Origin of the sequence: Micromonospora sp. WMMD882, from assembly GCF_027497255.1 — a bacterium.
Lineage (GTDB): Bacteria > Actinomycetota > Actinomycetes > Mycobacteriales > Micromonosporaceae > Micromonospora.
In genome coordinates this window covers 3,690,092-3,716,523 of record NZ_CP114903.1, presented here as the reverse complement: position 1 = coordinate 3,716,523, position 26,432 = coordinate 3,690,092, and the positions used below count along the sequence as shown (strand labels likewise).

Here is a 26,432-nt window from a genome sequence, read left to right as displayed (position 1 = left end):
TTCCGTAACGTGTTCGGCTCGGCCGGTCGGCCGGTAGGCTGACCGACCATGGGTGGATACCTGGGCTCGTACGCGACGCTCGGGCTGCTGCTGGGCGCGAGCGTCCTCTTCTTCCTGGTGGCGTTCTCGGCCAACCGGGTGTTACGTCCGGCCCGCCCGGCCGACCCGCCCGGCAAACGCGCCAGCTACGAGTGCGGCCTCGACCCGGTGGGCGGCGACTGGGCGCAGGCGCAGATCCGCTACTACGTCTACGCCTACCTGTACGTGCTCTTCGCCGTCGAGGCGGTGTTCCTCTTCCCCTGGGCGGTGGTCTTCGACCGGCCCGGCTTCGGGCTGGTCACGGTCGCCGAGATGGGCATCTTCGTGGCCGTGCTCGCGTTGGGCGTCCTCTACGCCTGGCGGAAGAACATCCTCCGCTGGACCTGACCGTCAGGCGAGGCCGACGGTCACCCGGCTCAGGCGAGGCCGCGACGGGTCAGGACGGGCGGCCGGTCGCCCCGGATCGAGGCCACCATGTCCAACACCCGCCGGGTCTGCCGTACCTGGTGCGCCCGGAACACCCGCGCGCCCAGCCAGGCCGACACGGCGGTGGCGGCCAGCGTGCCCTCCAGCCGCTCGGCCACCGGCAGGTCCAGCGTCTCGCCGATGAAGTCCTTGTTCGACAGGGCCACCAGCAGCGGCCAGCCGGTGCCGGCCAGCTCGCCCAGCCGCCGGGTGATCTCCAGGGAGTGCCGGGTGTTCTTGCCGAAGTCGTGCGCCGGGTCGATCAGGATGCCGTCCGGACGCACCCCGAGCGAGACCGCGCGATCGGCCAGCCCGGTCACCGTGGTGAGCACGTCCGTCACCACGTCGTCGAAGGCCGCCCGGTGCGGTCGGGTCCGCGGCGTCAGCCCGCCGGCGTGCGAGCAGACCAGCCCCGCGCCGGTGTCGGCGGCCACCCGGGCGAGCGCCGGATCCGCGCCGGACCAGGTGTCGTTGAGCAGGTCCGCCCCGGCGGCCACCGCCTCCACCGCCACCTCGGCCCGCCAGGTGTCGATCGAGATGACCACGTCGGGAAAGCCGGCCCGTACGGCCGCGATCGTGTCGACCGTACGGCGGATCTCCTCGGCGACGTCGACGTCCTCGCCGGGGCCGGCCTTGACCCCGCCGATGTCGATGATCTCCGCGCCCTCGTCCACCGCCTGCTCGACGGCGCGCAGCGCGCTGTCGGCGGCGTAGGTGGCGCCCCGGTCGAAGAACGAGTCCGGCGTGCGGTTGACGATCGCCATCACCACCAGGTCGCCCGGAGCGAACGTGCGTCCACCGAGTCGTAGCGCCCCGGCCATGCCGCCTCCCCGAAACCCGCCCCTGGTGAAACCGGACCGTCCCAGCATAGGAAGGGCCCCTTTCCGACGCCGGGGCGGGCGACGACGGCGCGCGGTATGTCGTCGGGGGTCGCTCGGGAGGCGATCGGCATGCCACGATCTGTGCATGGGTCAGCTTCTGCTCCTGCTGGTCGTGGCGTTGACCGTCGCGGCGGTGGTTTTCGGTGTGACGGTTCTGGTGACCGGCCGCGATCCGGGCCTGGCGCCGGTCGAGCCGGACGGTCGGGCGGTGCCGCTGCCCGGTGGCCGTCCGCTCGCCGAGCCGGACATCGGTGGGGTCCGTTTCGATACCGCGCTGCGCGGGTACCGGATGGACCAGGTCGACCAGGCGATGCGCCGGGCGGCGTACGACATCGGGTACAAGTCCGAGTTGATCGAGGTGCTGGAAGCGGAGGTCGACGCCTTGCGGGACGGACGAGCCGCCGAGGCCGAGAAGCTGCGCGAGACGCGGCTCAGCGCCGCCGCCACGGCGACCCCCGTGACGCCCGACGCCACCGGGGAGACCGCCACCGGGGAGACCGCCACCGACGTCCCCGGGAAGACCGCTACCGTCGATGGTGACGCTCCCGCCGCGTCGGAAACCGCGGCCCCGGCGGACGCCGCTTCGGAGCCGGCCGCTCCGGCCTCCGTCGCGTCGGAGCCGGCCGCTCCGAAGGTCGCCGCCGACGGGCTCACCGTCCGTCGCCCCGTCGCCGAGCCGGCCGGGGACCCCGTCGAGCCGGCCGGGGACGCCACCGAGCCGGCCGGGGACCCCGCCGAGCCGGCCGGGGACGCCACCGAGCGGGCCGGGAAGGCGTCGTCGCCCGGCGCCGGAGTGGTCGCCGGGTCGGAGCCGGCGTGATCGGACCAGGTGGGTCGGAGGAGCTGCGCGAGGCGGCCCGGCCGGGGGCCGGTGAGGTCACCGCCACGGTGATCGTCGAGGCCCCCGCCGAGCGGGTCTTCGCCGCCCTCACCGCCTGGGAACGACAGTCGGAGTGGATTCCGTTCACCACCGTCCGGGTGGTCGAGGGCGACGGCGGGGAGGGCAGCCTGATCGAGGCGGTCACCGCCGTCGGGCCGGCCATGCTGCGCGACGAGATGCGGGTGGTCCGGGTCGACGCGCCGTACGAGGTGGGGGTGGTCCACTGCGGTCGGCTGCTGCGCGGCCCCGGTGTGCTGCGCTGCACCCCGATGGGCCCGGACCGGACCCAGGTGGTCTGGCACGAGTGGTTCCACCTGCCGGGCGGCCCGGCCGGGCGGCTCGCCTGGCCGGTGCTCTGGCCCGGCTCCAAGGTGAGCCTCACCCAGGCGCTCCGGAAGTTCGGCCGGCTGGTCGAGCAGGGCCGGCTGCCCTGACCGGGGCGGTCACCCGCCCGGCGGGTGACCTACCGTGTACGCCGTGAACGACCTGGTGACCGGCGCCGACGGGCTGCCCCGCTGCGCGTGGGGCGGGAGCACCCCGGACTACGTCGTCTACCACGACGACGAGTGGGGGCGACCGGTGCGCGGCGACGACGCCCTCTACGAGCGGATCTGCCTGGAGGCGTTCCAGTCCGGCCTGTCCTGGCTGACCATCCTGCGCAAACGGCAGGCGTTCCGGCGGGCCTTCGACGGGTTCCGGATCGCCACCGTCGCCCGCTACGGCGAGGCCGACGTGGCCCGGCTCCTCGCCGACGCCGGCATCGTCCGCAACCGGGCCAAGATCGAGGCCGCCGTCGGGAACGCGCGGGCCGCGCTGGACCTGCCCGAGGGGCTGTCCGCGCTGCTCTGGTCGTTCGCCCCGGCCAGCCGTGGGGCGCGCCCCCGGACGCTGGCCGAGGTGCCGGCGACCACCCCCGAGTCGACCGCGCTGGCCCGCGCGCTCAAGAAGCGCGGGTTCCGCTTCGTCGGCCCCACCACGGCGTACGCGCTGATGCAGGCCACCGGCATGGTCGACGACCACCTGTCCGGCTGTCACGTCGTGGCCGCCGAGGCGGCGTGATGGGATGACGGTCATGACGGACACCGACCACCCGGGCCGCACCGCCGCCGCCGACCGCGCCTGGACGGTGCTGCTCCCCGCCGACAGGTACGAGGCCGAGCGGCTCGTGCACCACGACACCCTGGAGTTGACCGGGCTGGCGGCCCGGCCCCGGCCCGCGCCCGGTGACCCGGTGGCGGTGGTGGTGGCCGGGGAGTCGCCGCTGCTGGTGGCGCTCGGCCGGATCAGCTCGCCACCCGCGGGGGAGGCACCCGCGCGGGAGGCAGCCGCGCCGCTGGTGGTGGCGTACACCCGGTGGGCCTTCGACGAGCCGGTGCCCGCCGACGGGCTCCCCCTCGACGGACCGGTCAGTGAGCTGCCCGCGGACCGCTGGCGCAGCCTGGCCGACCGGCTCGGCCCGCCCCCGCCCCGGCGGTCCTGGCTGGTCAGCCTGGACCTGCCGATCGAGGCGGCCACCCCGGCGGAGGCGGTCCGGCTCTTCTGGTCGTACGTCCGGGAGCTGGGCCCCCGGGAGCTGCCCGCGTACGTCTCGCCGAGCGGCGACGAACTGGCCATGCAGGCGTTCGTGCTGGGCGTCGAGGCGAACCAGGACCCGGAGGAGGACGACTGACCGGCGGCGGCCGGCTCAGCTCCCCTGGAAGACCGGCCGCTCCTTGTTGACGAAGGCGAGCGTGGCGGCCCGATGGTCGGCGGTGCCCCCGCAGATCGTCTGGGCCTGCGCCTCGGCGGCCAACGCGTCGGCCAGGGTGCCGGCGTCGGCGATGGAGAGCTGACGCTTGATCGCCCCGTACGCGACGGTGGGGCCGGCGGCGAGCCGGGCGGCCAGCTCCTGCGCGGTCGGCAGCACCTGCTCGTCGTCGTCGACCAGCCGGTTGAGCAGCCCGATCTGGCAGGCCTCCTCGGCGCGTACCGGCTCGGCGAGCATCAGCAGCTCGACCGCCTTGGCATGGCCGACCAGCCGGGGCAGGGTCCAGGACGCTCCGGTGTCGGCGGCCAGCCCGACCTTCGCGAAGGCCATCAGGAAGCTGGTCTTCGGGCCGCCGACGCGAATGTCGGCCAGGAAGGCCAGCGACGCGCCGGCCCCGGCGGCCATGCCGCGTACCGCCGCCACCACCGGCTTGGGAAGGTTGGCCAGGCGGGCGGCGATCGGGTTGTAGTGGGCCCGGACCGTGGCCAGCGGGTCGACCCGGCTCGACTCCAGGGTGCTCACGTGCTCGCGCAGGTCCTGCCCGGCGCAGAACTGCCCGCCCGCCCCGGCGAGCACCACCGCCCGGCAGGACCGGTCCGCCTCCAGCTCGCCCAGCGCGTCCCGGAGCGCCTCCTTGAGCGCCACGTCGAGCGCGTTCATCGCGTCCGGGCGGTTCAGCGTCAGGGTGACGACGGCGTCGGTGCGGTCCACGAGCAGCGGCTCGGTCACGTTTCTAACGACCTTTCTGTCGTACGGCGCGGTTGCTGAGGTCGAGGCAGCGCTCCACGTACCGGTCGGCGGCGGGCCGGAGCCGGGCCGCGTGCCGGTCGAAGAAGCTGGCCGCGCTGGTGCCGGGCCAGCGCTCGGGAAGCAGCGCCGGGGGCAACTGCGGATCCTTGAACAGAAACGTACGCCACGCGTGCACGAGCCGGAATCGGGCGGCGTACGCCTCCTCGTCGCCGCTGCGCGCGGTGACCGTGGCCAGCAGGGGGCGCTGCTCGGCGACGAACTCCTCGTACGCCCGGCCGATCTCGGCGAGGTCCCAGGCGCGGCGGACCATCGCCACCGCGCCGGGCGTGCCGGCGGCGTGCGCGGCGGTGAAGCGTTCGTGCCGGACGTCGGCCTCGGCCAGGAGGCCGTCGACGTCATCGGCCGCCCGGGTGGCCACCCAGGTCTGCTCGTCGAGGGCGCCGTAGCCCAGGAACTGGAGGTTGGCGGCGAGCCGGTGCCGGTCCCGCCGGCCGGCCGGACCGTCGAGGACGAGCAGGTCGAAACGCCCGTCCCAGTTGACCTTGCCGGTGCGGTAGACCCGGGCGGCGGCTTCGTCGAGTCGCCGGGCCGCCTTGGGTGTGATCGAATAGCCTGGCCCGGTGGCCAGCCGGATCGGGTCCAGCCAGCCCTGCCGCACCATCCGGGAGACCGCGGTCCGTACGGCCGGCGGGGCGATCCCGAGCGGCGCGAGCAACCTGACCAGCGCAGCGACGGGCGCCCGGCCACCCCGGGGACGGAGGTGGTCGCCGTACAGGTCGAAGAGTGCCGACCGTGCCTGCATGACCGCACATTGTGACAGGCCTTCTCAGGATAAGCTAGATGCTGTTACATCAATGCTGCCTCGGTTTGGGTCCGGCGGTGTTCATCAGGGAAAATCGTGGGTCGGCACCGCGCGTTGGCGTGGTGGGTTTAACGCGAAGTGGCTGTGGGGCAACCCACCGACCCTGGTGTAGGTCTGAGGGGAGACAACATGGCGGCGATGAAGCCGCGGACGGGCGACGGTCCGCTGGAGGTCACCAAGGAGGGCCGGGGCATCGTCATGCGGGTTCCGCTGGAGGGTGGTGGCCGGCTCGTCGTCGAGATGACTCCCGACGAGGCCAACGCGCTCGGTGACGCGTTGAAGGCAGCCGCCGGCTGATGGAGGAGTGGTCCGGGCGGTAGCCGTCGCCCGGGCGGTCCGAACGACCCTGAGCCACCGGTCCGCCGGTGGCTCAGGGTCTTCATGTCCCGAAAGAATTCTGGAGGTACGGCAGCGTGCTGGACATCCGTCTGGTCGGCGACCCCGGGCAGTGCGACACCCTCGTCCTGCCGGTCCGCGGCGTGGCGGCGGACCCGGACCCGGACACCCGGGCCGAGCTGCTCCCGCCGGCCGCGCTGCCGTACCCCGGTGACCTGGCCGCCGAGGCGTCGGCCCTGGTCCCGCTGGCCCGGCTGACCGGCCGCGCCGGTGAGATCCGGGCGCACCTGCGGCCGGCGGGCTCACCGTCGCGGCTGGTGCTGGTCGGGGTCGGCGCGGGGACCGAGGCGGACTGGCGGGCCGCCGGGGCGGCGCTGGTCCGGGCCGTGGCGGAGGAGACACGTGTCACGTTGGCCCTGCCCGCCGACGTGCCACCCGCCGCCGTGCGGGGCGTGGCCGAGGGCGCGCTGCTCGGGTCGTACCGGTTCCGGATGACCGGGACCGGGACGGACCCGGCGCTGGCCGAGGTGACGGTGGCGGTCACCGACCCGCAGCGGTACGCCGCCGCGTTCGACACCGCCCGCGCCACCGCCCGGATGACCCGGTTCGCCCGGGACCTGACCAACATGCCCTCGTCGGTGAAGAGCCCCGAGTGGTTCGCCGGGCAGGTCGACACGGCCCGCGCCGGCCTGGCCGACCTGGACCTGCGCGTCTGGCAGCCGGACGAGTTGACCGGCGCGGGCTTCGGCGGCCTGCTCGCCGTCGGCGGCGGCTCGGCCCGGGGGCCCCGCCTGGTCGAGCTGAGCTGGCGGCCGGCCGACGCCACCCGGCACGTGGTGCTGGTCGGCAAGGGCATCACCTTCGACACCGGCGGCATCTCGATCAAGCCGGTGCCGGCGATGAAGCTCATGCGCAAGGACATGGCCGGCGCGGCAGCCGTGGTCGCCGCCACCGTCGGGGCCGCCGCGCTGCGGCTGCCGGTCCGGGTGACCGCCCTCGCGCCGCTCGCCGAGAACATGGTCAGCGGGTCCGCGTTCCGCCCCGGTGACGTCGTCCGGCACTACGGCGGCTCGACCAGCGAGACCACCAACTCCGACGCGGAGGGGCGGCTGGTGCTCGCCGACGCGCTCGCGTACGCGGTGGACCGGCTCGCCCCGGACCTGCTGGTCGACCTGGCCACCCTCACCGGGGCGAACGCGGTCGCGCTCGGGTCGCGTACCGCCGCCCTCTACAGCGACAACGACGAGTTGGCTGCGGCGCTCGTCGACGCCGCCGCCGAGGCGGGCGAGTCGGCCTGGCGGATGCCGCTGGTCGGCGACTACGTCGAGTACCTCGGCAGCGACCTCGCCGACTACTTCAGCGCCCCGGCCCGGGGCGCCGGCTCGGTCGTCGCCGCGCTGTTCCTCCGCGAGTTCACCGGTGACCTGCGGGACCGCTGGGCGCACCTGGACATGTCCGCCCCGTCCTGGGCGTCGGCCGCCGACCGGGAGCTGACCGCCGGGGCCACCGGCTGGGGCGTCCGTACCCTGCTGCGCTGGCTGCCGACCCTGGCGCAGGCCGCGACGCCCTCCTGACGCCCGGCACGGCGGTCGGCGACGCGCTCCCGACGCCCGGGCCGGGCGCCGGCGACGTGCTCCTGACGGCGGGGCGCCGACGGCGCGCTCCTGACGCCGGGGACCGGCGGTGGCGGCGCGCTCAGCAGCGGATCGCGGCCAGCAGACCGTGACCGACCGGCAGCAGCGCGGGCACCCACTCCTCCGACTCGCGGAGCGCCTTGATCGTCTCGCGCAGGGTGACCGTCTCCAGGTCGCGGGCGGCCGGGTCGCCGATCCGGCCGCCGGCCAGCGCGCCGTTGACCGCGAGCACCCCGCCCGGGCGGAGCAGTCGCAGCGCCGCCTCCACGCAGGCGCTCACCCCGGTCACGTCCGCATCCACGAAGAGCAGGTCGTACGCGCCGTCGGCGAGGCGCGGCAGGACGTCCAGGGCGCGTCCGGTGATGATCCGGGTACGGCCCGCCGGGAAGCCCGCCTCGGCGAAGATCCGCCGGGCGATCCGCTGGTGCTCGACCTCCACGTCGATCGTGGTGAGCACCCCGTCGGCCCGCATGCCGCGCAGCAGCCAGACGCCGCTGACCCCGGTGCCGGTGCCGATCTCCACCACCGCGCGGGCGCTGCCGGCGGCGGCGAGCAGCCGCAGGGCGGCGCCGGCGCCGGTGGTCACGGCGTCGACCCCGACCTCCTCGGCGAGGCTGCGCGCGGTGCGCAGGACGAGATCCTCGGCGACGTACGACTCGGCGAACTGCAGGGCCTGCGCCGTCGAACTGCCGGAACTGGCGGCCGTGGCGATGGGACACCTCCTCGGGCGTCGGACCGGCCGGGTGCTGCCCAGCGGGGGCCCCGGTCCGTGGGGCGGGCGGTTGGCGGTATGAGCCTAGAGGCGAGGGCCGGTGGACGCAGTCACGCGGGTGGGGCGTCCGGCCGACCGGGGCGTCCTGCGGCGCACGGTTCGTCGGGGCGGGTCCCCTTCGTCCGCCCTGGCAACCGCTGACCCGGGTGCCGGCATCCGTGCAATCCTGGATGGGTGATCCCGTCTCCCCGCCCACCGGTCGGCGGCGCCGGCCCGGCAGGGCGCGGGCGGGGCTCCGGGACGGACTGGGAGGCACCGACGTGACCGACGGCTGGGACTGGCGTCAGCCGGCCGCAACCCCTCCGGCCCATCCCCCGGTGGGCGGCGCGCCGCCCAGCGGCGGCGTACCCGGCGGAACGACCGGGGGCCTGCGGGGCCTACCGGCCGGCGGCCGGACGTCGCCCGGCGTCGGGGCCGCGTCGCCCTGGTGGTCGGACGCGCTCGCCGATCCGTGGCGGGATCCGGCGACGCCGACCGCCGTGGTGCTGCCGGGCGCCCCGGCCGACGAGGCGGAACCGGAGCCGGTGGTCGACCCGGACGCTCCCGGGCAGCGTCCGGCGCTCCGGCAGGCGTTGCTGATCGCGCTGGTGGCGGCGCTGCTCGCCGGCACCCTCGGCGGGGCCCTCGGGTACGCGTTCGCGGTGCGCGGCGGCGCGGCGGGCGGCACGGTCCTGGGCGCGCAGCCGGGCGACGTGCCGGCGGTCGCCCAGCGCCGGCCCGACTCGTTGGCCGGGGTCGCCGCCCGGGTGCTGCCCAGCGTGGTGACCGTCCGGGTCGGCGGGGTCGCCGGCACCAGCGAGGGCTCCGGCTTCGTCGCCAGCGCCGACGGCCATGTGATCACCAACGACCACGTGGTGGCCGGGGGCGCCGGCCGGGCCACGGTGATCTTCAACGACGGGTCGTCCGCGCCGGCCAGCGTGGTGGGGCAGGATCCGGAGTCCGACATCGCCGTGATCAAGGTCGAGCGGTCCGGGTTGCGTCCGGTGGAGTTCGGTGACTCGGACGCCCTCGCCGTGGGTGACCCGGTGCTCGCCATCGGCTCGCCGCTGTCCCTGGCGAACACGGTCACCGCGGGCATCGTCAGCGCGCTGGACCGGACGATGCGGGCCGGTGAGCCCGGCGGCCCGGTGCGCTACTACGCCGCGATCCAGACCGACGCCGCGGTGAACCACGGCAACTCGGGCGGGCCGCTGGTGGACGGCTCCGGCCGGGTCATCGGCGTGAACTCGACGATCAAGTCCCTGGTCGCCGACGGGCAGGAGGCCGGCAACATCGGTCTCGCCTTCGCCATCCCGATCAACCAGGCAAAACGGATCACCCAGGACATCATCGGCACCGGCCGGGCCCGCCGTACGGTGATCGGCGCGGAGGTGCCCGGGCCGGGCGCGCCGCCCTCCACGGGCGGGGTGCGGCTGGTCGCGGTCGAGCCGTCCGGGCCGGCGGCCGGGGCCGGGCTGAAGGCCGGCGACGTGGTCGTCCGGCTGGCCGGCCGCCCGCTGACCGAGCCGACCGACCTGATCGCCCTGGTCCGCAAGTTCGCCCCCGGCTCGGTGGTGACGGTGGAGTACCGGCGTGGTTCGGCCCGGCAGAGCGCCTCGGTGACGCTGGCCGCGGACGCCAAGTAGCCATCCGTCACCCCCTCCCGGAACCCCCTTCGACGTGCGTACGCTTGCCGGCAGGAGCCGAGGAGGAGACCGCGCGTGTTCGACAACCTGAACTGGTGGGAGATCGGTGCGCTGCTGCTGCTCGCCTTGCTGATCTTCGGGGACCGGCTGCCCAACGTGATCAGCGACGGCCTGCGGATGGTGCGCAACCTGCGGGCCATGGCCCGCAACGCCACCACCGACCTGAGCAAGGAGCTCGGCACCGACATCCAGCTCGAGGACCTGCACCCGAAGGCGTTCATCCGCAAGCACCTGCTCAGCGAGGAGGACGAGCAGGCGATCCGGAAGCCGTTGCAGGGCGTCTACGACAACCTGCGGGCCGACGTCACCGGGGTGCACCAGGAGCTGAAGGACGTGGCCAGCGCGGCGGACGTCCGTACCGCCCAGCCGGCGCCGGCCGCGCCGGTCGCCGCGTCGCCGCCGGTGCCGAGGCCGCGCGCCTTCGACCTCGACGCCACCTGAGCCCGCCGCCACGTGGACGCAGCCACGCACGAGCCCGCCGCCATGTGAGCCCGGCGGCGGCCCGGGGTCGCGGCGCGACCGGCCGGCGGGTGGTCAGCGGCCGGCGGGCTTGAGGCCGAGCGGCTTGCCGAGCAGCGACTCCCGACGTACGGCGAGCCGGTCGGCCACCGCGCCGAGCGCCTTCGCGGCCAGGGCGTCCGGCTCGACCAGCACGATCGGGTTGCCGGCGTCGCCGGCCTCGCGGACCCGGGTGTCCAGCGGGATCTGCCCCAGCAGCGGCACCTGCGCGCCGATCGTCCGGGTCAGCGACTCGGCCACGGTGGCCCCGCCGCCGGCCCCGAAGACCTCCATCCGGGAGCCGTCCGGCAGCTCCAGCCAGGACATGTTCTCGATCACACCGACCACCCGCTGGTGGGTCTGGAGGGCGATCGCGCCGGCCCGTTCCGCCACCTCGGCGGCGGCCGTCTGCGGGGTGGTGACCACGAGGATCTCCGCGTTCGGCAGGAGCTGGGCCAGCGAGATGGCCACGTCGCCGGTGCCCGGCGGCAGGTCCAGCAGGAGGACGTCCAGGTCGCCCCAGTAGACGTCGGCGAGGAACTGCTGCAACGCCCGGTGCAGCATCGGGCCCCGCCACACCACGGCGGCGTTGCCGGCGGTGAACATGCCGATCGAGATGACCTTCACGCCGTGCGCCTGCGGCGGCATGATCATGTCTTCCACCCGGGTCGGGCGGCCGTCCGCGCCGAGCATCCGGGGCACCGAGTGACCGTAGATGTCCGCGTCGACCACGCCGACCGACAGCCCCCGGGCGGCGAGCGCGGCGGCCAGGTTCACCGTCACGCTGGACTTGCCGACGCCGCCCTTGCCGCTGGCCACCGCGTACACCCGGGTCCGCGAGCCGGGCTGGGCGAACGGGATGACCGGCTCGGCGGCGGCCCCGCCGCCGCGCAGCTTCGCCTGCAACGACTGTCGCTGCTCGGGGCTCATCACCCCGAACTCGATCTCCACGCCGGTGATCCCGGGCACCGCGCCCACGGCGGCGGTGATGTCGGCGCGCAGCTTGTCCTTCAGCGGGCAGCCGGCGATGGTGAGCAGCAGCTCGATCCGGACCACGCCGTCGTCGCCGACGATCGCGGAACGGACCATGCCGAGCTCGGTGATCGGCCGGCGGATCTCGGGGTCGTCGACGGTGGCCAGGGCGGCCTGGACGGCGTCGGAGACGGTGCTGACGGGTGCTGACATGCCCGCAATGCTACGTCGCCCGCCGCCGGTCGCCCGCCGCCCGTCGGGCCCACCACCACCGCCCGTCGCCCGTTCGGCGGTCACCGCCGGTCGGGCCCGGGGTCGCCGGTTCGGCGGTCACCGCCGGTCGGGCCCGGGGTCGCCCGGTCGGTCCGGTGGGTCGACCGGGGTGCCCAGGGAGGGCGCGGAGGTCGGACCGCCCTCCTGGTGGCGGCGCTCCAGCCGGTACCGGCGCTGCTGGGCCTCGTCCAGCTCCTCGGCCAGCCGGGCCAGCTCGCTGCGGAGGAAGTCCCGGGTGGCGACCTCGCCCAGGGCGATCCGCAGCGCGGCGATCTCCCGCGCCAGGTACTCGGTGTCCGCCTTCTGCATGGTGGCCCGGCGGCGGTCCTCCTCCAGCGAGACCCGGTCCCGGTCCGCCTGCCGGTTCTGCGCCAGCAGGATCAGCGGCGCGGCGTACGACGCCTGCAACGACAGCACCAGGGTCAGGAACGTGAAGGTGTACGGGTCGAAGCGCAGGTGCGCCGGGGCGAGGGTGTTCCAGCCGAACCAGGCCGCGATGACCACCGTCATGTAGACGATGAAGTTGGCCGTGCCCATGCCCCGGGCGATCCCCTCGGACCACCGGCCGAACGCCTCCGGGTCGAACCGGGGCAGTTTGACCTTGTGCGGCTCGGCCGGCTGGTCCAGCCGGCCGCCGCGACGCTGATCAGCCATTCAGGCCGCCCGTCGACGGCTGGGCCGACAGGCCGGGCAGCGGTTCTGCGGGCACCTCCGTCGGCACGTCCCGGTCCCGCCAGTCCCGGGGCAGGGAGTGGTCGAGCACGTCGTCCACGGTGACCGCGCCGACCAGCCGGTTGTTGCGGTCGACCACCGGCATGGCGACCAGGTCGTAGGTGGCCATCCGGCGGGTGATCTCCGGCAGCGGGGTGGTCTCGCGCAGCGGGTCGATGTCGTTGAGCACCACCCCGCCGAGCAGGTCGGCCGGTGGCTCGCGGAGCAGCCGCTGGAAGTGGACCATGCCGAGGTACCGCCCGGTGGGGGTGGTCATCGGGGCCCGGGTCACGAAGACCTGCGCGGCCACCGCGGGGGAGAGCTGTGGCTCCCGGATCCGGGCCAGCGCCTCGGCGACGGTGGCGTCCGGCGGCATGATCACCGGCTCCGAGGTCATCACGCTGCCCGCCGTGCCCGGGGTGTACTTGAGGAGCTGCCGGACCGGGTCGGCCTCCTCCGGCTCCATCAGGTCGAGCAGCACGTCCTGCTCCGGCGGGGGCAGCTCGTTGAGCAGGTCGGCGGCGTCGTCCGGATCCATCTCCTCCAGGACGTCGGCGGCGCGTTCCCGCCCCAACGCGGAGAGGATCTCGACCTGGTCGTGCTCGGGCAGCTCGCTGAGCACGTCGGCCAGACGTTCGTCGTCCAGGGCCGCCGCGACCTCGTTGCGGCGCAGGTCGGGCAGATCCTGGAGGGCGTTGGCCAGGTCGGCCGGGCGCATGTCCTCCAGGACGGCGAGCAGGTTGGCGGTGCCCCGGGTGTCGCCGAAGCCGGTGAGGCCCCGGACGTTCTCCCAGTCGACCTGGTGCAGGTGCCCCCGACGGGTGAGCCGGCCGGTGTGCTCCCGGACCGCCACCCGGCCGAGGGACCACTCGCCGCCCCGGCTGCGCTCCATGGCCACGTCGACCACCGTGGCGGCCCGGCCGTCGGGCTCGACGCGCACCCGGCGGTCGAGCAGCTCGGCGAGGACCAGCAGCTCGTTGGGGCGTTTCTCGAAACGGCGCAGGTTGAGCGTCCCGGTGCCCAGCACGACCGCGTCGACGTCGAGCGAGGTGACCCGGTTGATGGAGAGGAAGATCCGGCGTCGCATCGGCATCTCGGCGACCAGCCCGACCACCTCCGGGGGACGGCTGGTGGGTCGGATCCGGGCCACCGCGTCACGTACCCGGCCCACCTGGTCGCCGTTCGGATCGAAGACGGCCACTCCGGCGAGTCGGGCGATGTAGACCCGGGTCGGTGTGCTCACGCGGACCAGCCTATGCGCCTAATGTCTATCAACATGTCGACCTTGGCCTACGAGATCGTGGACGTCTTCACCGACCGCCCGTTCGCCGGCAACCCGCTGGCCGTGGTGTTCGGCGCGGAAGGGCTCGCCACCGAGCAGATGCAGTCGCTCGCGCTGGAGTTCAACCTTTCCGAGACGGTGTTCGTGCTGCCCGCCACCCGGGCCGACGCGACATACCGGGCGCGGATCTTCACCCCGGTGTCGGAGCTGCCCTTCGCCGGGCACCCCAGCGTCGGGGCGGCGGTGACCGCCGCCCGCCGGGGCCTGTTCGAGCCGGGCCGGGTCAGCCAGGAGTGCGGGGCCGGGGTGCTGCCGGTCGAGGTGACCGCCACCGGCGCCACGCTGACCGGCGGCATGCCCACGCTCGGGCCGGAGCTGGACGTCGAGCCGCTGCTGGAGGTGACCGGACTCACCCCGGTCGACCACGCCGGCCCGGCCCCCCGGGTGGCCGGCTGCGGGCTGGAGTTCCCCTTCCTGCCGGTACGTCCGGACGCGGTGGCCCGCGCCAGGGTCGACCCGGCGGCGGCGCAGCGGTACGGCGTGGAGCACGTCAGCGTCTTCTCCTGGGATCCGGCAGCGCAAACCGCGCACGCCCGGGTCTTCGTGCCCGGACTCGGGGTGCCCGAGGACCCGGCCACCGGCTCGGCCGCCCTCGGGCTGGGCGTGTGGCTGGTCGCCTCCGGTCTGCTGCCCGGCGACGGCAGGTCGGCGTACACCGTCCGGCAGGGGGTCGAGATCCACCGTCCGTCCCTGCTGAGCTGCACGGTGACCGCGGCCGGCGGCAGCGCGCTCGGCGCGACCGTCACCGGCGAGGTGGTGCCGGTGGCCCGGGGCGAGATCGCGGTGCCCCCGTTCGTCGGGTGAGTTCGGGCGAGAAACGGGTGGCCGGTCGGCGGAGCCGGCCCCGTCGGCTCGGCGGGAACGGGCGCGGTGCGGCAGGATTCCGGGGGTGAGCGACGAGGCGGAGGAGCGGGCGACCACGCCCCTGGTCGACGAGGCGCTGAAGAAGGCCGCCGTGGCCTGGGTACGCGTGCCGGGCGGCCCGGCGCTCGCGCTGTGGTGCGTACCCCTGGACGGCACGCTGCTGGTGGTGAGCGGGCCGGGGGAGCAGACGGCGCCCGGGCTGGCCGAGACGGCCGAGGCCGAGGTGACCCTCCGGGGTGACCACGGCGGACGGATCGTCACCTGGTCGGCGCGGGTGTCCCGGATCACGCCGGGCGGCGACGACTGGGCGACGGCGGCCCCGCTGGTGGCCGGCAAGCGGCTCAACGCCTCCGGCTCCGCCGCCGACCTGGTGTCGCGGTGGGCGGCGGACGGTTGCGCGCTGACCCGGCTGACCCCGGCCCCCGGCGCTCCGCTGGCCGGGGCGTCCCTGCCGGACGACTCGCTCGCCGAGCCGCCCCGGGACACCCCGGCGGCGCGGCCGGCCCGCAAGCCGTTCCGCCTGCACCGGGTGCGCCGCCGCTGACCCGTGCGCCGGCGTCCCGACCCCCGCGCCGCTGGTCCGGGTCGCGCGGTGTCGGCCCGGTCGCGCGGTGTCGGGCCGGGCTGGGCGGTGTCGGGCCGGCTGTGTGAGGATGGTTTCCCGTGCAGTCGTCCCCCCGCCGTCGTCCGCTCGATCCGCTGACCACCGGGGCGGTGGCGCTGGCGGTCGCTGCGGTGTCGTCGGCGGCGCCGCTCATCGCGTTCGCGGCTGCCCCCGCCCTGGCCATCGCCTTCTGGCGGAACGTCATCGCGACCGGGCTCGTCGGCCCCTGGGCGTTGCTGCGGCGACGCGCCGAGTTCCGTCGGCTGCTCACCGTCGACCGGCGGGAGGGCTGGTTGTGCGTCCTGGCCGGGGTGGCCCTGGCCGCGCACTTCGCCACCTGGATGCCGAGCGCGCAGCTCACCACGGTCGCCACCGCGACCGCGCTGGTGGCCACCCAGCCGGTCTGGCAGGGGTTGATCGCCCGGTGGCAGGGCCGCCGGCTGCCGGGGACGGTCTGGGTGGGCATCGGCATCGCCGTGCTCGGCGCGGTGCTGGCCAGCGGGTCCGACTTCGCCGTCTCCGGCCGTGCCTTCGCCGGTGACCTGCTGGCGATCGCCGGCGCGATCTTCGCGGCCGTCTACACCGCCCTCGGCGAGCGGGCCCGGGTCACCGTCAGCACCGCCACCTACACGACCATCTGCTACGCGGTCTGCGGGCTGGTCCTGCTGCTCGGCTGCCTGGTCGGTCGGGTTCCGCTGGGTGGCTTCGACACCGAGACCTGGCTGGTGATCGCGGCCCTGGTGGTCGGGGCGCAACTGCTCGGGCACTCGATGTTCAACTACGCGCTGCGCCGGGTCTCGGCCACCACGATCAGCGTGCTGATCCTGTTGGAGGCGCCCGGCGCGGCGTTGATCGGGTGGGCCTGGCTCGGGCAGCTCCCGCAGCCGCTGGCCCTGCCCGGTCTCGGCGTGCTGCTGCTCGGCACGGCGGTGGTGGTGCTCGGCGGGGCCCGCGCGGGCCGCCGGGTCGCGCCGCCGCCGGTGCCGGCCGAGGCCGGCCCGCCGCCGGTCTGACGGGCCGGTCGCCGGATTCTGTCGCTCTCCGCCCCTAGGCTGTCCCCATGACGTACGACTTCCAGGTCGTCATCGACGCGGCCGCCCCGCACGAGCTCGCCGACTGGTGGGCCGAGACGCTGGGTTGGCGGGTGGAGCCGTCCGACGAGGCGTTCATCCGGCGGATGGTCGACCAGGGGCAGGCCACCGAGGCGGACACCACGACCCACCGGGGCGTCCTGGTATGGCGGGCGGGGGCCGCGATCGTGCACCCCGACTCCGGGCGGCGGGTGCTCTTCCAGACCGTTCCGAAGGCCAAGACGGTGAAGAACCGGCTCCACCTCGACGTCCGGGTCGGTGACGAGGCCAGGGCGGCCGAGGTGGAGCGGCTCGTCAACCGGGGCGCGTCGGTGCTGCACGACGGGCGGCAGGGGCCGTTCTCCTGGGTGACCCTCACCGACCCCGAGGGCAACGAGTTCTGTCTGACCTGAGCCGACCGCCGGCCAGCCGGGCCGCTCACCGCCGTCCGAGGCCGGCTGCGTCCGGGGCTGGCTGTGTCGTCCGGGGCTGGCTGTGTCCCTGGTCCCGCGCCGGGGGCCGGCGCGGGACCAGGGACACCGGACAGGTAGGGCCCGGTCAGTTGGAGTTGACCTCGTCGGGCCGGTCGGCCGGGTCGAGGACGGTCGTGGGCGCGCCGTGCTCGCCGACCGGGGCCGGCGCGGCGTGTGCCACGGCGGTGGCCGGCGTGGCGTCCCGGGTGGCCAGGTGTTGCCGGACCGACCACACCACCGCCGCCACCCAGAGCACGGCGACGACCACGTAATAGGCGTACCGGACGGGGTCGGAGGCGTCGATCCACTCGCTGCGCAGCAGGGTCCGGCCGTTGGTGAGGATGATCACACCGCCGACGGCGGAGCCGAGCACCCGGGGCGGGACCTTGCGGACCAGCCAGGCCGCGATGGGCGCGGCGGCCATTCCGCCGATCAGGAGCGCGAGCACCCAGCCGTAGTCGATGTTCTGCGAGCCGAGCCCGACCAGGAAGCCGAGACTGGCGGCCACCGCCACCAGGAACTCGCTGGTGTCGATCGAGCCGATCACCCGGCGGGGCTCCATCCGTCCGCTGGCCAGGATCGCCGGCGTGCCGACCGGCCCCCAGCCGCCTCCGCCGGTGGCGTCGACGAAGCCGGCGACCAGGCCGAGCGGGCCGAGGAAGCGCTTGCGCAACGGCAGTCCGACGCGTCCGGTCGGCAGGCCGGCCACGGTGAACCGGACCAGCAGGTAGCAGCCGAGGGTGAGCAGGATCAGCGACATGATCGGGGCCGCGGTCGCGGTGGAGAGCCCGGACAGGAAGGTCGCGCCGAGGAAGGCCCCGAGGGCGCCGGGCACGCCCACCCGCCACACCACCCGCCAGTCGACGTTGCCGAATCGCCAGTGCGCGGCACCAGAGACCAGTGTCGTGCCGATTTCTGCGAGATGAACGGTCGCGGACGCGCTGGCCGCGCTCGTGTTGATGGCCAACAGCAATGTGGTGGATGTCACGCCGTACGCCATGCCGAGACTGCCGTCGACCAGTTGTGCCCCGAAACCCACCAGGGCGAGCAGGATCAGTTTACGCACTTTTAACCGCCGATCATGAGGAGGTAATGAGAAGTTGCCGACCGGACACAGGAGGGCGGACATCGGCCCGCGGTCTGCGGATCGTCGAGTGTTTTCGCTGGTGGCGACAGGTGTCGCTGGGCCTACGGGCGGCTGCCGGATGGGCGGGACGGACGGCGGCCGTACGTGGCGAAAAACGATCGTTAAGGGCGACCTGGCCGTCACGCGGGCTAAACCGCGGTCGGCGTATCAACGCGTGAGAGGCCACCCGGGGGGGGGGGCCGTCGGACGTGGGAGCGGGTGCCCTCGCGGCTCGTCGCAGAGCCGAAACGGCAGGTGGTGGCCGCTCACGCGCCGACTGGCCAGGGGGTTGGGTTGCTCCTCGACTCTCACCTCGCTCTCGCGCCAAGTCAGAGCAATTCGATAGGGAATGGCGGCTGGGAGTCGAAAACGGATCGTCCACGGCCGCCGGTCCGCCTGACAAGAGCCTGTCCAAATATTGAGACAGGTTGATACGTCGCATGTTTCTGACGATTGCGCCGCTGGTCAGGCAAATTGTTGCCGAATCTATTAACAATCTCCGGACCGGGTTTTCCGGTGATCCTCCAGCGATCCTCGAGCGCCGCTCGACGGTCACCCCAGGCAGCGACGAATGTATATCCCGCTGTTCCGATAGGAGTTGTCGGTCGCCTTCCGGGCCGGTTTGGCGTTAATCACTCAGTAACAAGCTGCCACTAGCTTGTTACGCATCGCAACATCGACTCATGCGAATTCGGTTCCGGTCACTCACGGTTTGACCGATCCAGACCCGTCGCAACGCGAGACCTTCGCGAACGAAGTGGGAGCCCGATGAGTACTGCAACGTACAAGCGCGACCTCGTCATGGTCGTCAACCCCGGCGGTGCGCTCGAACCCGCCCCGCGCCTGGTCGCCGCCGCTCGTGCCGGCGGCGGGCTGGGGGTTCTGGACCTGGCCGGTGGCGACGACTGGGCGCTGCGGGCGCTCGCCCAGGCCGTCGCCTGGTCGTCCGGGCCGATCGGGATCCGGGTGTCTGCGGACTGCGCGGCCACCCTCGAAGACGTGGAGCGGGTCGCCGCCGACGGCATCGACCTGGTCGTCCTCGGCGCCGACTCGCCGTGGCCGGTGGCCGAACTCGTGGCGCGGTACCGGGTGCTGGTCGAGGTGACCAGCCGGGAGGAGGCCCTCGCCGCCGTCACGGCCGGCGCCAACGGGCTCGTCGCCCGGGGCATGGAGGCCGGTGGACGGGGCGCGGACCTCAGCTCCTTCGTCCTGCTCCAGCGCCTCGTCGCCGACCCCGCGATCGAGCTGCCGATCTGGGTGGCCGGCGGGATCGGTCCGCGTACCGCCGCCGCCTGCCTGGTCGGCGGCGCGACCGGCGTCGTCCTCGACAGCCAGCTCGCCCTGATGCCCGAGTCCGAGCTGCCCGCCGACGTGCAGGCCGCGATCCGCCGGATGGACGGCTCCGAGACCGTGCTGGTCGACGGGGTCCGGGGCATCCGGCGCGGCGGCCCGCACGACGAGAGCTCCGAGCTGCTGCCGGTCGGCCAGGACGGCTGGCTGGCCTCCGTGTTCGCGCAGCGCTGGCCGGACACCGCCGCCGCTGTCCGTGGCCTCCGGGCGGAGCTGCTCGACGCCGTCACCGACGACACCGCCGGTGACCTGCTCGCGCCGGACGCGCCGCTGGCCCGGGCGCTCGGCGTCCGGGTGCCCGTCGCGCAGGGCCCGATGACCCGGGTCAGCGACGAGCCCGGCTTCGCCGCCGCGGTGGCCGCCGACGGTGGCCTGCCGTTCGTCGCGCTGGCCCTCGCCGGCGCGGAGCAGACCCGCCGGATCCTCACCGAGACCGCGGCCCGCCTCGGCGACCAGCCGTGGGGCGTCGGCGTGCTCGGCTTCGCCCCCGAGGAGATCCGCGAGGCCCAGCTCGACGTGATCCGCGAGGTCCGGCCGACCAGCGCGATCATCGCCGGTGGCCGCCCGCCCCAGGCGCGTGCCCTGGAGGAGCAGGGGATCACCACCTTCCTGCACGTGCCCTCCCCCGGACTGCTGCGGCAATTCTTGCGCTCCGGGGCCCGCCGGTTCATCTTCGAAGGCGCCGAGTGTGGCGGCCACACCGGCCCCCGGGCCAGCTTCCCGCTGTGGGAGGCCCAGCTCATGGTGCTCGACGAGTACCTCGACGCCGAGCCCTCCGCCGCCGGCCAGGTGCAGGTCCTCTTCGCCGGCGGCATCCACGACGAACGGTCCGCCGCGATGGTCGCGGCCATGGCGTCGCCGGTGGCCCGCCGAGGGCTCCAGGTCGGGGTGCTGATGGGCACCGCGTACCTGTTCACCGCCGAGGCGGTGGAGCACGGCGCGGTCCAGCCGCTGTTCCAGCGGGAGGCGATCGCCGCCGAGCGGACCGCCGTGGTGGAGACCGCCCCCGGGCACGTCACCCGCTGCCTGCCCACCCCGTTCGTGGACGACTTCCACCGGGTCCGCGACGAGCTGCGCGAACGCGGCGTGGACAGCCGCGAGGCGTGGCAGGAGCTGGAGAAGCTGAACATCGGTCGGGCCCGGATCGCCAGCAAGGGCATCATCCGGGAAGGCGACACGCTCCGCTCCGTCGGCGAGGACGTCCAGGCCGCCGAGGGCATGTTCATGGCCGGGCAGATCACCGTGCTGCGCGACGCCGCGACCACCGTCGCCGCCCTGCACGAGGCGGTCAGCGACGGCGCCCGGGCGTACCACGCGGACGCTCTCGACACGCTCCGGGCCCGGCTCGCCCCGCCGGCCGTCGAGGTCGAGGAGCCGCCCGCGCCGCTGGACATCGCCATCGTCGGCATGGCCTGCGTGCTGCCCGGCTCGCCGGACCTGGAGAGCTTCTGGCGTACGGTGCTCAGCGGCGCGGACGCCGTCGGCGAGGTGCCCCCGCAGCGCTGGGACACCGACCTCTACTACGCCCCCGAGGTGGGCCCCGGCCAGGCCGGCCGGATCAGCGTCTCCAAGTGGGGCGGCTTCATCGACCCGGTGCCCCTGGACGCGATCGGACTGGGCATCCCGCCGGCCGCCCTGGCCAGCATCGACCCGACCCAGTTGCTGGCGTTGGAGATCTCCCGCCGGGCCCTGGTCGACGCCGGGTACGCGTACGACACCCCGGGCGTCGACCACTCCCGTACCGGTGTGGTGTTCGGCGCGGAGGCCGGCAGCGACATGGGCCACGCGCAGACCCTGCGCACCATGCTCCCCGCGTACTTCGGGGAGGTGCCCGACGAGATGCAGGAGCTGCTGCCCACGGTCACCGAGGACAGCTTCCCCGGCGTGCTGGCCAACGTGATCGCCGGGCGGGTGGCGAACCGGCTCGACCTGGGTGGCCCGAACTACACCATCGACGCGGCCTGCGCCTCGTCGCTGGCCGCCCTGGACGCCGCCTGCAAGGAACTCGCCAGCGGCGACAGCGACATGATGATCTGCGGCGGCGCGGACCTGCACAACGGCATCAACGACTACCTGATGTTCACCTCCGCGCACGCGCTCTCCCCGACCGGGCGGTCCCGGCCGTTCGACAGCACCGGTGACGGCATCGCCCTCGGCGAGGGGGTGGCCTGCATCGTCGTCAAGCGGTTGGCCGACGCCGAGCGCGACGGCGACCGGATCTACGCGGTGGTCAAGGGCCTCGGCGGCTCCAGCGACGGCCGGGCCCTCGGGCTCACCGCGCCCCGCCCGGACGGCCAGCGCCGCGCCCTGGACCGGGCGTACCGGCGCAGCGGCGTCTCACCCCGCGAGGTCGGTCTGGTCGAGGCGCACGGCACCGGCACCGTGGTCGGCGACCGCACCGAGCTGGAGACGCTCACCCGGATGTTCACCGAGTCCGGCGCGGAGCCCGGCGGCTGCGTGCTCGGCTCGGTGAAGTCCCAGATCGGGCACACCAAGTGCGCCGCCGGTCTGGCCGGCGTGATCAAGGTGGCGCTCTCCCTCTACACCGGCATCCGCCCGCCGACGATCCACCTGCAACGGCCGAACCCGGCCTGGCACCCCGAGCAGAGCCCGTTCGTCTTCCACACCGAGGCCCGCCCCTGGCCGGCCCCGGCCCGGGAGCGGATCGCCGGGGTCAGCGCGTTCGGCTTCGGCGGCACCAACTTCCACACCGTGCTCGCCGCGTACGACGGCGCGCCGGAGCCCCGGCACGCCCGGCGGACCTGGCCGGCGGAGCTGTTCTGCTTCCCCGGCGTGGACCGGGCCGCCGCCCACCAGGTGATCCGGCAGCTCGCCGACAGCCTGGCCACCGACCCCGGGCGGGACCGGCCGGGCCGACTGGCCGAGCTGGCCGCCCAGGTCGCCGGGCAGTCCGCCGCCCGGCGTGGCCCGACCCGGGTCGCTGTCGTCGCCCGCGACGTCGCCGAGCTGGAGACCCTGCTGCGGCGGGCGCTCGCCGGCGAGCACGACCCGGGCAAGGGCCTGGTGCAGCCGGCCGGTGACCCCGACCCGGGCCAGGTGGCCTTCCTGTTCCCCGGGCAGGGCAGTCAGCGCCCCGGCGCGCTGGCCGAGCTGTTCGTGACCTTCCCCGAGCTGCGGCACTACCTGGACCTCGACCGGGACGCCGCCGAGCTGCTCTTCCCGCCGACCGCCTTCGACCAGGCGGCCCGCAAACGGCAGGAGGACCGGGTCCGCGACACCCGGGTGGCGCAGCCGGTGCTGGGCATCGGCGGGCTCGCCGTCGACCACCTGCTGCGCCGGCTCGGCGTCCGCCCGGACATGACCGGCGGGCACAGCTACGGCGAGCTGGTCGGGCTCTGCGTCGCCGGCGCGTTCGACGCCCGTACGCTGCTCGAGCTCAGCCGTGAACGGGCCACCGCGATCCTCGGCGCGACAGGTGAGGACCCGGGCACGATGGCCGCGGTCAGCGCCACCCCGGACGAGGTCGCCCAGGTGCTCGCGGCGGCCGGGCTGACCAGCGAGGTGGTGCTGGCGAACCGGAACGCGCCGAAGCAGATCGTCATCTCCGGCCCGACCGACAAGATCGAGGCGGCGGTGGTGGCGCTCAAGGAGGCCCGGATCTCCGCCAAGGCCATCCCGGTCGCCTGCGCCTTCCACAGCCCGCTGGTGGCCGGCGCGGTCGAACGGTTCGCCGAGGTGCTCGCCACCCGACGGATCAGCGTTCCGCGCATCCCGGTCTGGTCCAACCTGACCGCCGCCCCGTACGTGGACGCGCCGGAGCAGCTCCGCCAGCAGCTCGCCGAGCAGATCGGCGAGCCGGTCCGGTTCGTCGAGCAGGTCGAGGCGATGTACGCCGCCGGCGCCCGCACCTTCGTCGAGGTCGGCCCCGGTCAGGTGCTCAGCCGGCTGGTGAAGGCGGTGCTCGGTGACCGCCCGTACCAGGCGATCGCCACCGAACGCGGCACCAACGACGGGCTGCGTGGCTTCCTCATCTCCGTCGGCGAGATCGCCTGCGCCGGCGTCGGAGTCCGTACCGACTGGCTGTACCACGGACGGGTCACCACGGACACCCCGGCCACCGCGCCGAAGCGCCGTCCCGTGTGGACGGTCGACGGCCAGCTCGTCCGCGACCAGAACGGCGACTGTCTCCCCGGTGGCATGACCCCTCCCCGACAGATCAAGGAGTTGCCGATGAGTCCCTCGAACGGCACACCCGCCCCCGCCCCCGTCGCCCCCGCCCCCGTCCAGCACGTGATCCACGACGGTCGCAGCGAGCTGCTCAGCGAGTTCCTGCGCACCACCCGGGACATGATCGCCTCGCAGCGGGACATCATGCTCGCCTTCCTCGGTGACGGCGGCAGCGGCGGCGGACGCCTGGTCTGGCAGCCGGCCGAGCCGCAGCGGACCGACGGGTACCCCAACGGCTCGGCGACCGCGCCGCTGGCCGTGCCGCCGGTGGACACCTACCCGACGGACGTCCTGCCGGTGGCCGAGCCGGTCCCGGCGATGGTCGGCGTCCCCAACGGCGGGTCGGCGAACGGCGGCGGCGCGCTCGCCGCGACGACCACGCTCGCCCCGGCGCCGGCGTTCGCCGCGCCGGTGGCCCCGCCCGCGCCGGTCGCGGCTCCGGCGGGTCCGTCGATGGCGGAGTTCCAGGAGGCGATCCTGGCGGTGATCAGTGAGCGGACGGGTTATCCGGTGGATCTGATCGAGTTGGATCTGGATCTGGAGGCGGATCTGTCGATCGACTCGATCAAGCGGGCCGAGGTCGCGGGTGAGGTGGCGTCGCGGTTGCAGCTCGCGGTGGAGGGTGACGAGTCGGAGCTGGAGGATCTGGTCAAGGCGCGCACCGTCCGGGCCATGGTGACCTGGCTGGAGCTGAAGATGGGCGCTCCGGCGGCAGTCGCCGCCGCGCCGGCCTTCGCGCCCCCGGTGTACGCCGCTCCGGCAGCCGCCCCGGTCGGTGGCGCGACCGTCGCCGAGTTCCAGGAGGCGATCCTGGCGGTGATCAGTGAGCGGACGGGTTATCCGGTGGATCTGATCGAGTTGGATCTGGATCTGGAGGCGGATCTGTCGATCGACTCGATCAAGCGGGCCGAGGTCGCGGGTGAGGTGGCGTCGCGGTTGCAGCTCGCGGTGGAGGGTGACGAGTCGGAGCTGGAGGATCTGGTCAAGGCGCGCACCGTCCGGGCCATGGTGACCTGGCTGGAGCTGAAGATGGGCGCTCCGGCGGCAGTCGCCGCCGCGCCGGCCTTCGCGCCCCCGGTGTACGCCGCTCCGGCAGCCGCCCCGGTCGGTGGCGCGACCGTCGCCGAGTTCCAGGAGGCGATCCTGGCGGTGATCAGTGAGCGGACGGGTTATCCGGTGGATCTGATCGAGTTGGATCTGGATCTGGAGGCGGATCTGTCGATCGACTCGATCAAGCGGGCCGAGGTGGCCGGTGAGGTGGCGTCGCGGTTGCAGCTCGCGGTGGAGGGTGACGAGTCGGAGCTGGAGGATCTGGTCAAGGCGCGCACCGTCCGGGCGATGGTGACCTGGCTGGACGAGAAGATGAACGCCCCGGCCGCCCCGGCCCCGGTGGAGACCGCCGCCCCGGTGGAGACCGCCGCGCCCGCCGAGGAGACCACCAACGTCGGCATTCCGCCGAAGCGGCTGGTGCCCCGCGAGTCGGCGCGGACCGTGCCGCTCGCCGACCCGGCCGAGGTCCTCGCCGGCCGGCAGTTCCTGATCACCGGCGGCGGCGCGGTCGGGGCGTACCTGGCCGAGCTGCTCGGTGAGCACGGCGCCGGCGGCCAGCTCGGCGTCCTCGACAGCGAGCAGGCCGACCAGGGCTTCGACGGGTTCCTCCTGCTCGACGGCCTCACCCGGACCGACGGGCCGCTGCTGCCGTCGGTGTTCCCGCTGGTCCAGCGGGTGTTGGCGACCAACCCGCGCTGGCTGCTCGGGGCGGGCGCGCCGACCGCTGGCGGCACCGCCGACGGCATGCCCGGCCTGTTCCGCACCATCGCCCGCGAGTACCCCGAGCTGACCGCCCGCTTCGTCGAGGTGGACCCGACGGCCGAGGCCGAGGCGCTGGCCCGGCAGATCTTCGAGGAGCTGCTGACCACCGGGGAGGAGAAGCCCCCGGTCGTCGCCCGGCGCGGCGACGAGCGGTACGTCGCCGACCTGGTCCCGGTGGACCTGGGCGCGCTCGCCTCGCGGGGCGCCGGCCCGGCCGGTGAGGGCGCGTCCGAGGTGGCCGCGCTGGGCCTCAGCCACGACTCGGTGGTGGTGCTGATCGGCGGGGCCCGGGGCATCACCCCCTGGTTCGCCCGTACCCTCGCCTCCGCCGGCCGCTGCAAGATCGAGCTGGTCGGCCGTACCCCCCGGCCGGAGGGCCCGGAGGACGCGGCGCTGGCCGCCGCCGGGGACAAGACCGCGCTGCGGGCCGCCCTGGTGAAGCAGGGCCTGCGCGCCCCGGCGGAGATCGAGCGCCGGGCGTCGGCGATCATGGCCGGACGGGAGGTCGAGGCGACCATCGCCGAGCTGACCGAACTCGGCGGCGAGGTGCGCTACCACACCCTCGACGTGCGGGACGCCGACGCGACGAAGGCGCTGCTGGCCGACATCCACCGGCAGCACGGCCGCCTCGACGGGGTGGTCTACGCGGCCGGCATCATCGAGGACAAGCTGATCGCGGAGAAGGACCCGGCGTCCTTCACCCGGGTCTTCGACGTCAAGGTCAACGGGGCCCGCGCGGTCCTCGCCGGCCTGGACGAGCTGCCCGACCAGCCGAAGTTCGTGGTCTTCTTCGGCAGCATCGCCGCCGCCTACGGCAACCGTGGCCAGGCCGACTACGCCGCCGCCAACGACGCGCTGGACACCATCGGCACCCGCTGGTCCACCAGCACCGGGATCCGCTGCCTGACCGTGCACTGGGGCCCGTGGGCGCCGGGCGCCGGCCACGGCGGCATGGTCACCGCCGAGCTGAGCCGGGAGTACGCCCGCCGCGGCATCGGCCTGATCGACCCGGAGGAGGGCGCGCTGAGCCTGCTCCGCGAGCTGGCCTGGGCCGACCCGAGCGACACCTCGGTCGTCTACACCGCGTCGGGCTGGTGA

22 protein-coding genes are annotated in these 26,432 nt (G+C 74.4%); 14 read left to right on the top strand and 8 right to left on the bottom strand.

The genetic code is table 11. The features are described 5' to 3' along the window. Positions 1-48: 48 nt before the first annotated feature. Entirely contained in the window at positions 49-426 is a 378-nt protein-coding gene (gene ndhC / locus O7606_RS15470) for an NADH-quinone oxidoreductase subunit A (protein ID WP_281594728.1), read from the top strand. Between the two features lie 29 nt (positions 427-455). On the opposite strand, the gene folP is transcribed toward ndhC, so the two are convergent. Then, positions 456-1,325 (bottom strand): dihydropteroate synthase, encoded by an 870-nt coding sequence (gene folP, locus O7606_RS15465; RefSeq protein ID WP_281594727.1) that lies wholly within the window; start codon positions 1,323-1,325, stop codon positions 456-458. A 145-nt stretch (positions 1,326-1,470) separates the two neighbouring features. On the opposite strand from folP, the gene O7606_RS15460 reads away from it, so the two are divergent. Genes O7606_RS15460 through O7606_RS15445 form a run of 4 tightly spaced genes read left to right on the top strand, consistent with a single transcriptional unit; the run spans position 1,471 to position 3,934 of the window. Next, positions 1,471-2,205: a DivIVA domain-containing protein gene (locus tag O7606_RS15460; RefSeq protein WP_281594726.1), complete on the top strand. Its 735-nt coding sequence runs from the start codon at positions 1,471-1,473 to the stop codon at positions 2,203-2,205. Further along, positions 2,202-2,699 (top strand): SRPBCC family protein, encoded by a 498-nt coding sequence (locus O7606_RS15455; protein WP_281594725.1) that lies wholly within the window; start codon positions 2,202-2,204, stop codon positions 2,697-2,699. Before O7606_RS15460 ends, O7606_RS15455 begins: the two co-directional genes overlap by 4 nt. Before the next feature lie 43 nt (positions 2,700-2,742). Continuing rightward, entirely contained in the window at positions 2,743-3,324 is a 582-nt protein-coding gene (locus O7606_RS15450; RefSeq protein ID WP_281594724.1) for a DNA-3-methyladenine glycosylase I, read from the top strand. Between the two features lie 13 nt (positions 3,325-3,337). Then, on the top strand, positions 3,338-3,934 hold the full coding sequence (locus O7606_RS15445; protein ID WP_281594723.1) for a hypothetical protein: 597 nt from the start codon (positions 3,338-3,340) through the stop codon (positions 3,932-3,934). A gap of 15 nt (positions 3,935-3,949) precedes the next feature. Here the strand turns inward: O7606_RS15445 and O7606_RS15440 are convergent, their stop codons facing one another. Continuing rightward, positions 3,950-4,741, bottom strand: coding sequence for an enoyl-CoA hydratase-related protein (locus tag O7606_RS15440; protein WP_281594722.1), 792 nt, complete (start codon positions 4,739-4,741; stop codon positions 3,950-3,952). Between the two features lie 4 nt (positions 4,742-4,745). Next, the gene (locus O7606_RS15435; protein WP_281594721.1) at positions 4,746-5,564 is read right to left on the bottom strand and encodes a PaaX family transcriptional regulator C-terminal domain-containing protein; all 819 of its coding nucleotides are present in this window, start codon (positions 5,562-5,564) and stop codon (positions 4,746-4,748) included. Positions 5,565-5,753: 189 nt separating this feature from the next. Between O7606_RS15435 and O7606_RS15430 the strand changes: the two genes are divergently transcribed. Together O7606_RS15430 and O7606_RS15425 are read left to right on the top strand one after the other, a co-directional pair. Further along, on the top strand, positions 5,754-5,921 hold the full coding sequence (locus O7606_RS15430; RefSeq protein WP_007455245.1) for a DUF3117 domain-containing protein: 168 nt from the start codon (positions 5,754-5,756) through the stop codon (positions 5,919-5,921). A gap of 116 nt (positions 5,922-6,037) precedes the next feature. After that, positions 6,038-7,534 carry a leucyl aminopeptidase family protein gene (locus tag O7606_RS15425; RefSeq protein WP_281594720.1) on the top strand — a complete coding sequence of 499 codons (1,497 nt, stop codon included), beginning with the start codon at positions 6,038-6,040 and terminating at the stop codon, positions 7,532-7,534. Positions 7,535-7,655: 121 nt separating this feature from the next. On the opposite strand, the gene O7606_RS15420 is transcribed toward O7606_RS15425, so the two are convergent. Then, positions 7,656-8,264, bottom strand: a complete 609-nt coding sequence (locus O7606_RS15420) for an O-methyltransferase (protein ID WP_281599697.1) — start codon at positions 8,262-8,264, stop codon at positions 7,656-7,658. A gap of 347 nt (positions 8,265-8,611) precedes the next feature. Here O7606_RS15420 and O7606_RS15415 point away from each other — a divergent pair, with 347 nt between their 5' ends. Together O7606_RS15415 and O7606_RS15410 are read left to right on the top strand one after the other, a co-directional pair. After that, complete coding sequence (locus tag O7606_RS15415; RefSeq protein ID WP_281599696.1) at positions 8,612-9,991, top strand: trypsin-like peptidase domain-containing protein; 1,380 nt, start codon at positions 8,612-8,614, stop codon at positions 9,989-9,991. A gap of 75 nt (positions 9,992-10,066) precedes the next feature. After that, positions 10,067-10,492, top strand: a complete 426-nt coding sequence (locus O7606_RS15410) for a preprotein translocase subunit TatB (RefSeq protein ID WP_281594719.1) — start codon at positions 10,067-10,069, stop codon at positions 10,490-10,492. 93 nt (positions 10,493-10,585) lie between these two features. Here O7606_RS15410 and O7606_RS15405 read toward each other — a convergent pair whose 3' ends face one another. The 3 genes from O7606_RS15405 to O7606_RS15395 form a co-directional block, all read right to left on the bottom strand. After that, positions 10,586-11,734 (bottom strand): Mrp/NBP35 family ATP-binding protein, encoded by a 1,149-nt coding sequence (locus tag O7606_RS15405; RefSeq protein WP_281594718.1) that lies wholly within the window; start codon positions 11,732-11,734, stop codon positions 10,586-10,588. A gap of 117 nt (positions 11,735-11,851) precedes the next feature. Beyond that, complete coding sequence (locus O7606_RS15400; protein ID WP_348651108.1) at positions 11,852-12,448, bottom strand: DUF1003 domain-containing protein; 597 nt, start codon at positions 12,446-12,448, stop codon at positions 11,852-11,854. Then, entirely contained in the window at positions 12,441-13,748 is a 1,308-nt protein-coding gene (locus O7606_RS15395; protein ID WP_281594717.1) for a CBS domain-containing protein, read from the bottom strand. Before O7606_RS15395 ends, O7606_RS15400 begins: the two co-directional genes overlap by 8 nt. 33 nt (positions 13,749-13,781) lie before the next feature. On the opposite strand from O7606_RS15395, the gene O7606_RS15390 reads away from it, so the two are divergent. The 4 genes from O7606_RS15390 to O7606_RS15375 all read left to right on the top strand — a co-directional run bounded on the left by O7606_RS15390 (position 13,782) and on the right by O7606_RS15375 (position 16,798). Then, positions 13,782-14,651, top strand: a complete 870-nt coding sequence (locus O7606_RS15390; RefSeq protein ID WP_281594716.1) for a PhzF family phenazine biosynthesis protein — start codon at positions 13,782-13,784, stop codon at positions 14,649-14,651. Between the two features lie 85 nt (positions 14,652-14,736). Next, positions 14,737-15,255 carry a hypothetical protein gene (locus O7606_RS15385; protein WP_281594715.1) on the top strand — a complete coding sequence of 173 codons (519 nt, stop codon included), beginning with the start codon at positions 14,737-14,739 and terminating at the stop codon, positions 15,253-15,255. A 119-nt stretch (positions 15,256-15,374) separates the two neighbouring features. Further along, positions 15,375-16,328, top strand: coding sequence for a DMT family transporter (locus O7606_RS15380; RefSeq protein WP_281594714.1), 954 nt, complete (start codon positions 15,375-15,377; stop codon positions 16,326-16,328). 47 nt (positions 16,329-16,375) lie between these two features. Next, positions 16,376-16,798, top strand: coding sequence for a VOC family protein (locus O7606_RS15375; protein ID WP_281594713.1), 423 nt, complete (start codon positions 16,376-16,378; stop codon positions 16,796-16,798). 145 nt (positions 16,799-16,943) lie between these two features. Here the strand turns inward: O7606_RS15375 and O7606_RS15370 are convergent, their stop codons facing one another. Continuing rightward, on the bottom strand, positions 16,944-17,924 hold the full coding sequence (locus O7606_RS15370) for a sulfite exporter TauE/SafE family protein (protein ID WP_281594712.1): 981 nt from the start codon (positions 17,922-17,924) through the stop codon (positions 16,944-16,946). Positions 17,925-18,752: 828 nt separating this feature from the next. On the opposite strand from O7606_RS15370, the gene O7606_RS15365 reads away from it, so the two are divergent. After that, positions 18,753-26,432: a type I polyketide synthase gene (locus tag O7606_RS15365; protein WP_281594711.1), complete on the top strand. Its 7,680-nt coding sequence runs from the start codon at positions 18,753-18,755 to the stop codon at positions 26,430-26,432.

Coding starts and splice junctions, on each gene's coding strand:
- O7606_RS15445 (WP_281594723.1), top strand. CDS start 3,338: ATGACGGACACCGACCACCCGGGCCGCACCGCCGCCGCCGACCGCGCC.
- ndhC (WP_281594728.1), top strand. CDS start 49: ATGGGTGGATACCTGGGCTCGTACGCGACGCTCGGGCTGCTGCTGGGC.
- O7606_RS15405 (WP_281594718.1), bottom strand. CDS start 11,734: ATGTCAGCACCCGTCAGCACCGTCTCCGACGCCGTCCAGGCCGCCCTG.
- O7606_RS15390 (WP_281594716.1), top strand. CDS start 13,782: ATGTCGACCTTGGCCTACGAGATCGTGGACGTCTTCACCGACCGCCCG.
- O7606_RS15365 (WP_281594711.1), top strand. CDS start 18,753: ATGAGTACTGCAACGTACAAGCGCGACCTCGTCATGGTCGTCAACCCC.
- O7606_RS15435 (WP_281594721.1), bottom strand. CDS start 5,564: ATGCAGGCACGGTCGGCACTCTTCGACCTGTACGGCGACCACCTCCGT.
- O7606_RS15460 (WP_281594726.1), top strand. CDS start 1,471: ATGGGTCAGCTTCTGCTCCTGCTGGTCGTGGCGTTGACCGTCGCGGCG.
- O7606_RS15430 (WP_007455245.1), top strand. CDS start 5,754: ATGGCGGCGATGAAGCCGCGGACGGGCGACGGTCCGCTGGAGGTCACC.
- O7606_RS15375 (WP_281594713.1), top strand. CDS start 16,376: ATGACGTACGACTTCCAGGTCGTCATCGACGCGGCCGCCCCGCACGAG.
- O7606_RS15400 (WP_348651108.1), bottom strand. CDS start 12,448: ATGGCTGATCAGCGTCGCGGCGGCCGGCTGGACCAGCCGGCCGAGCCG.
- folP (WP_281594727.1), bottom strand. CDS start 1,325: ATGGCCGGGGCGCTACGACTCGGTGGACGCACGTTCGCTCCGGGCGAC.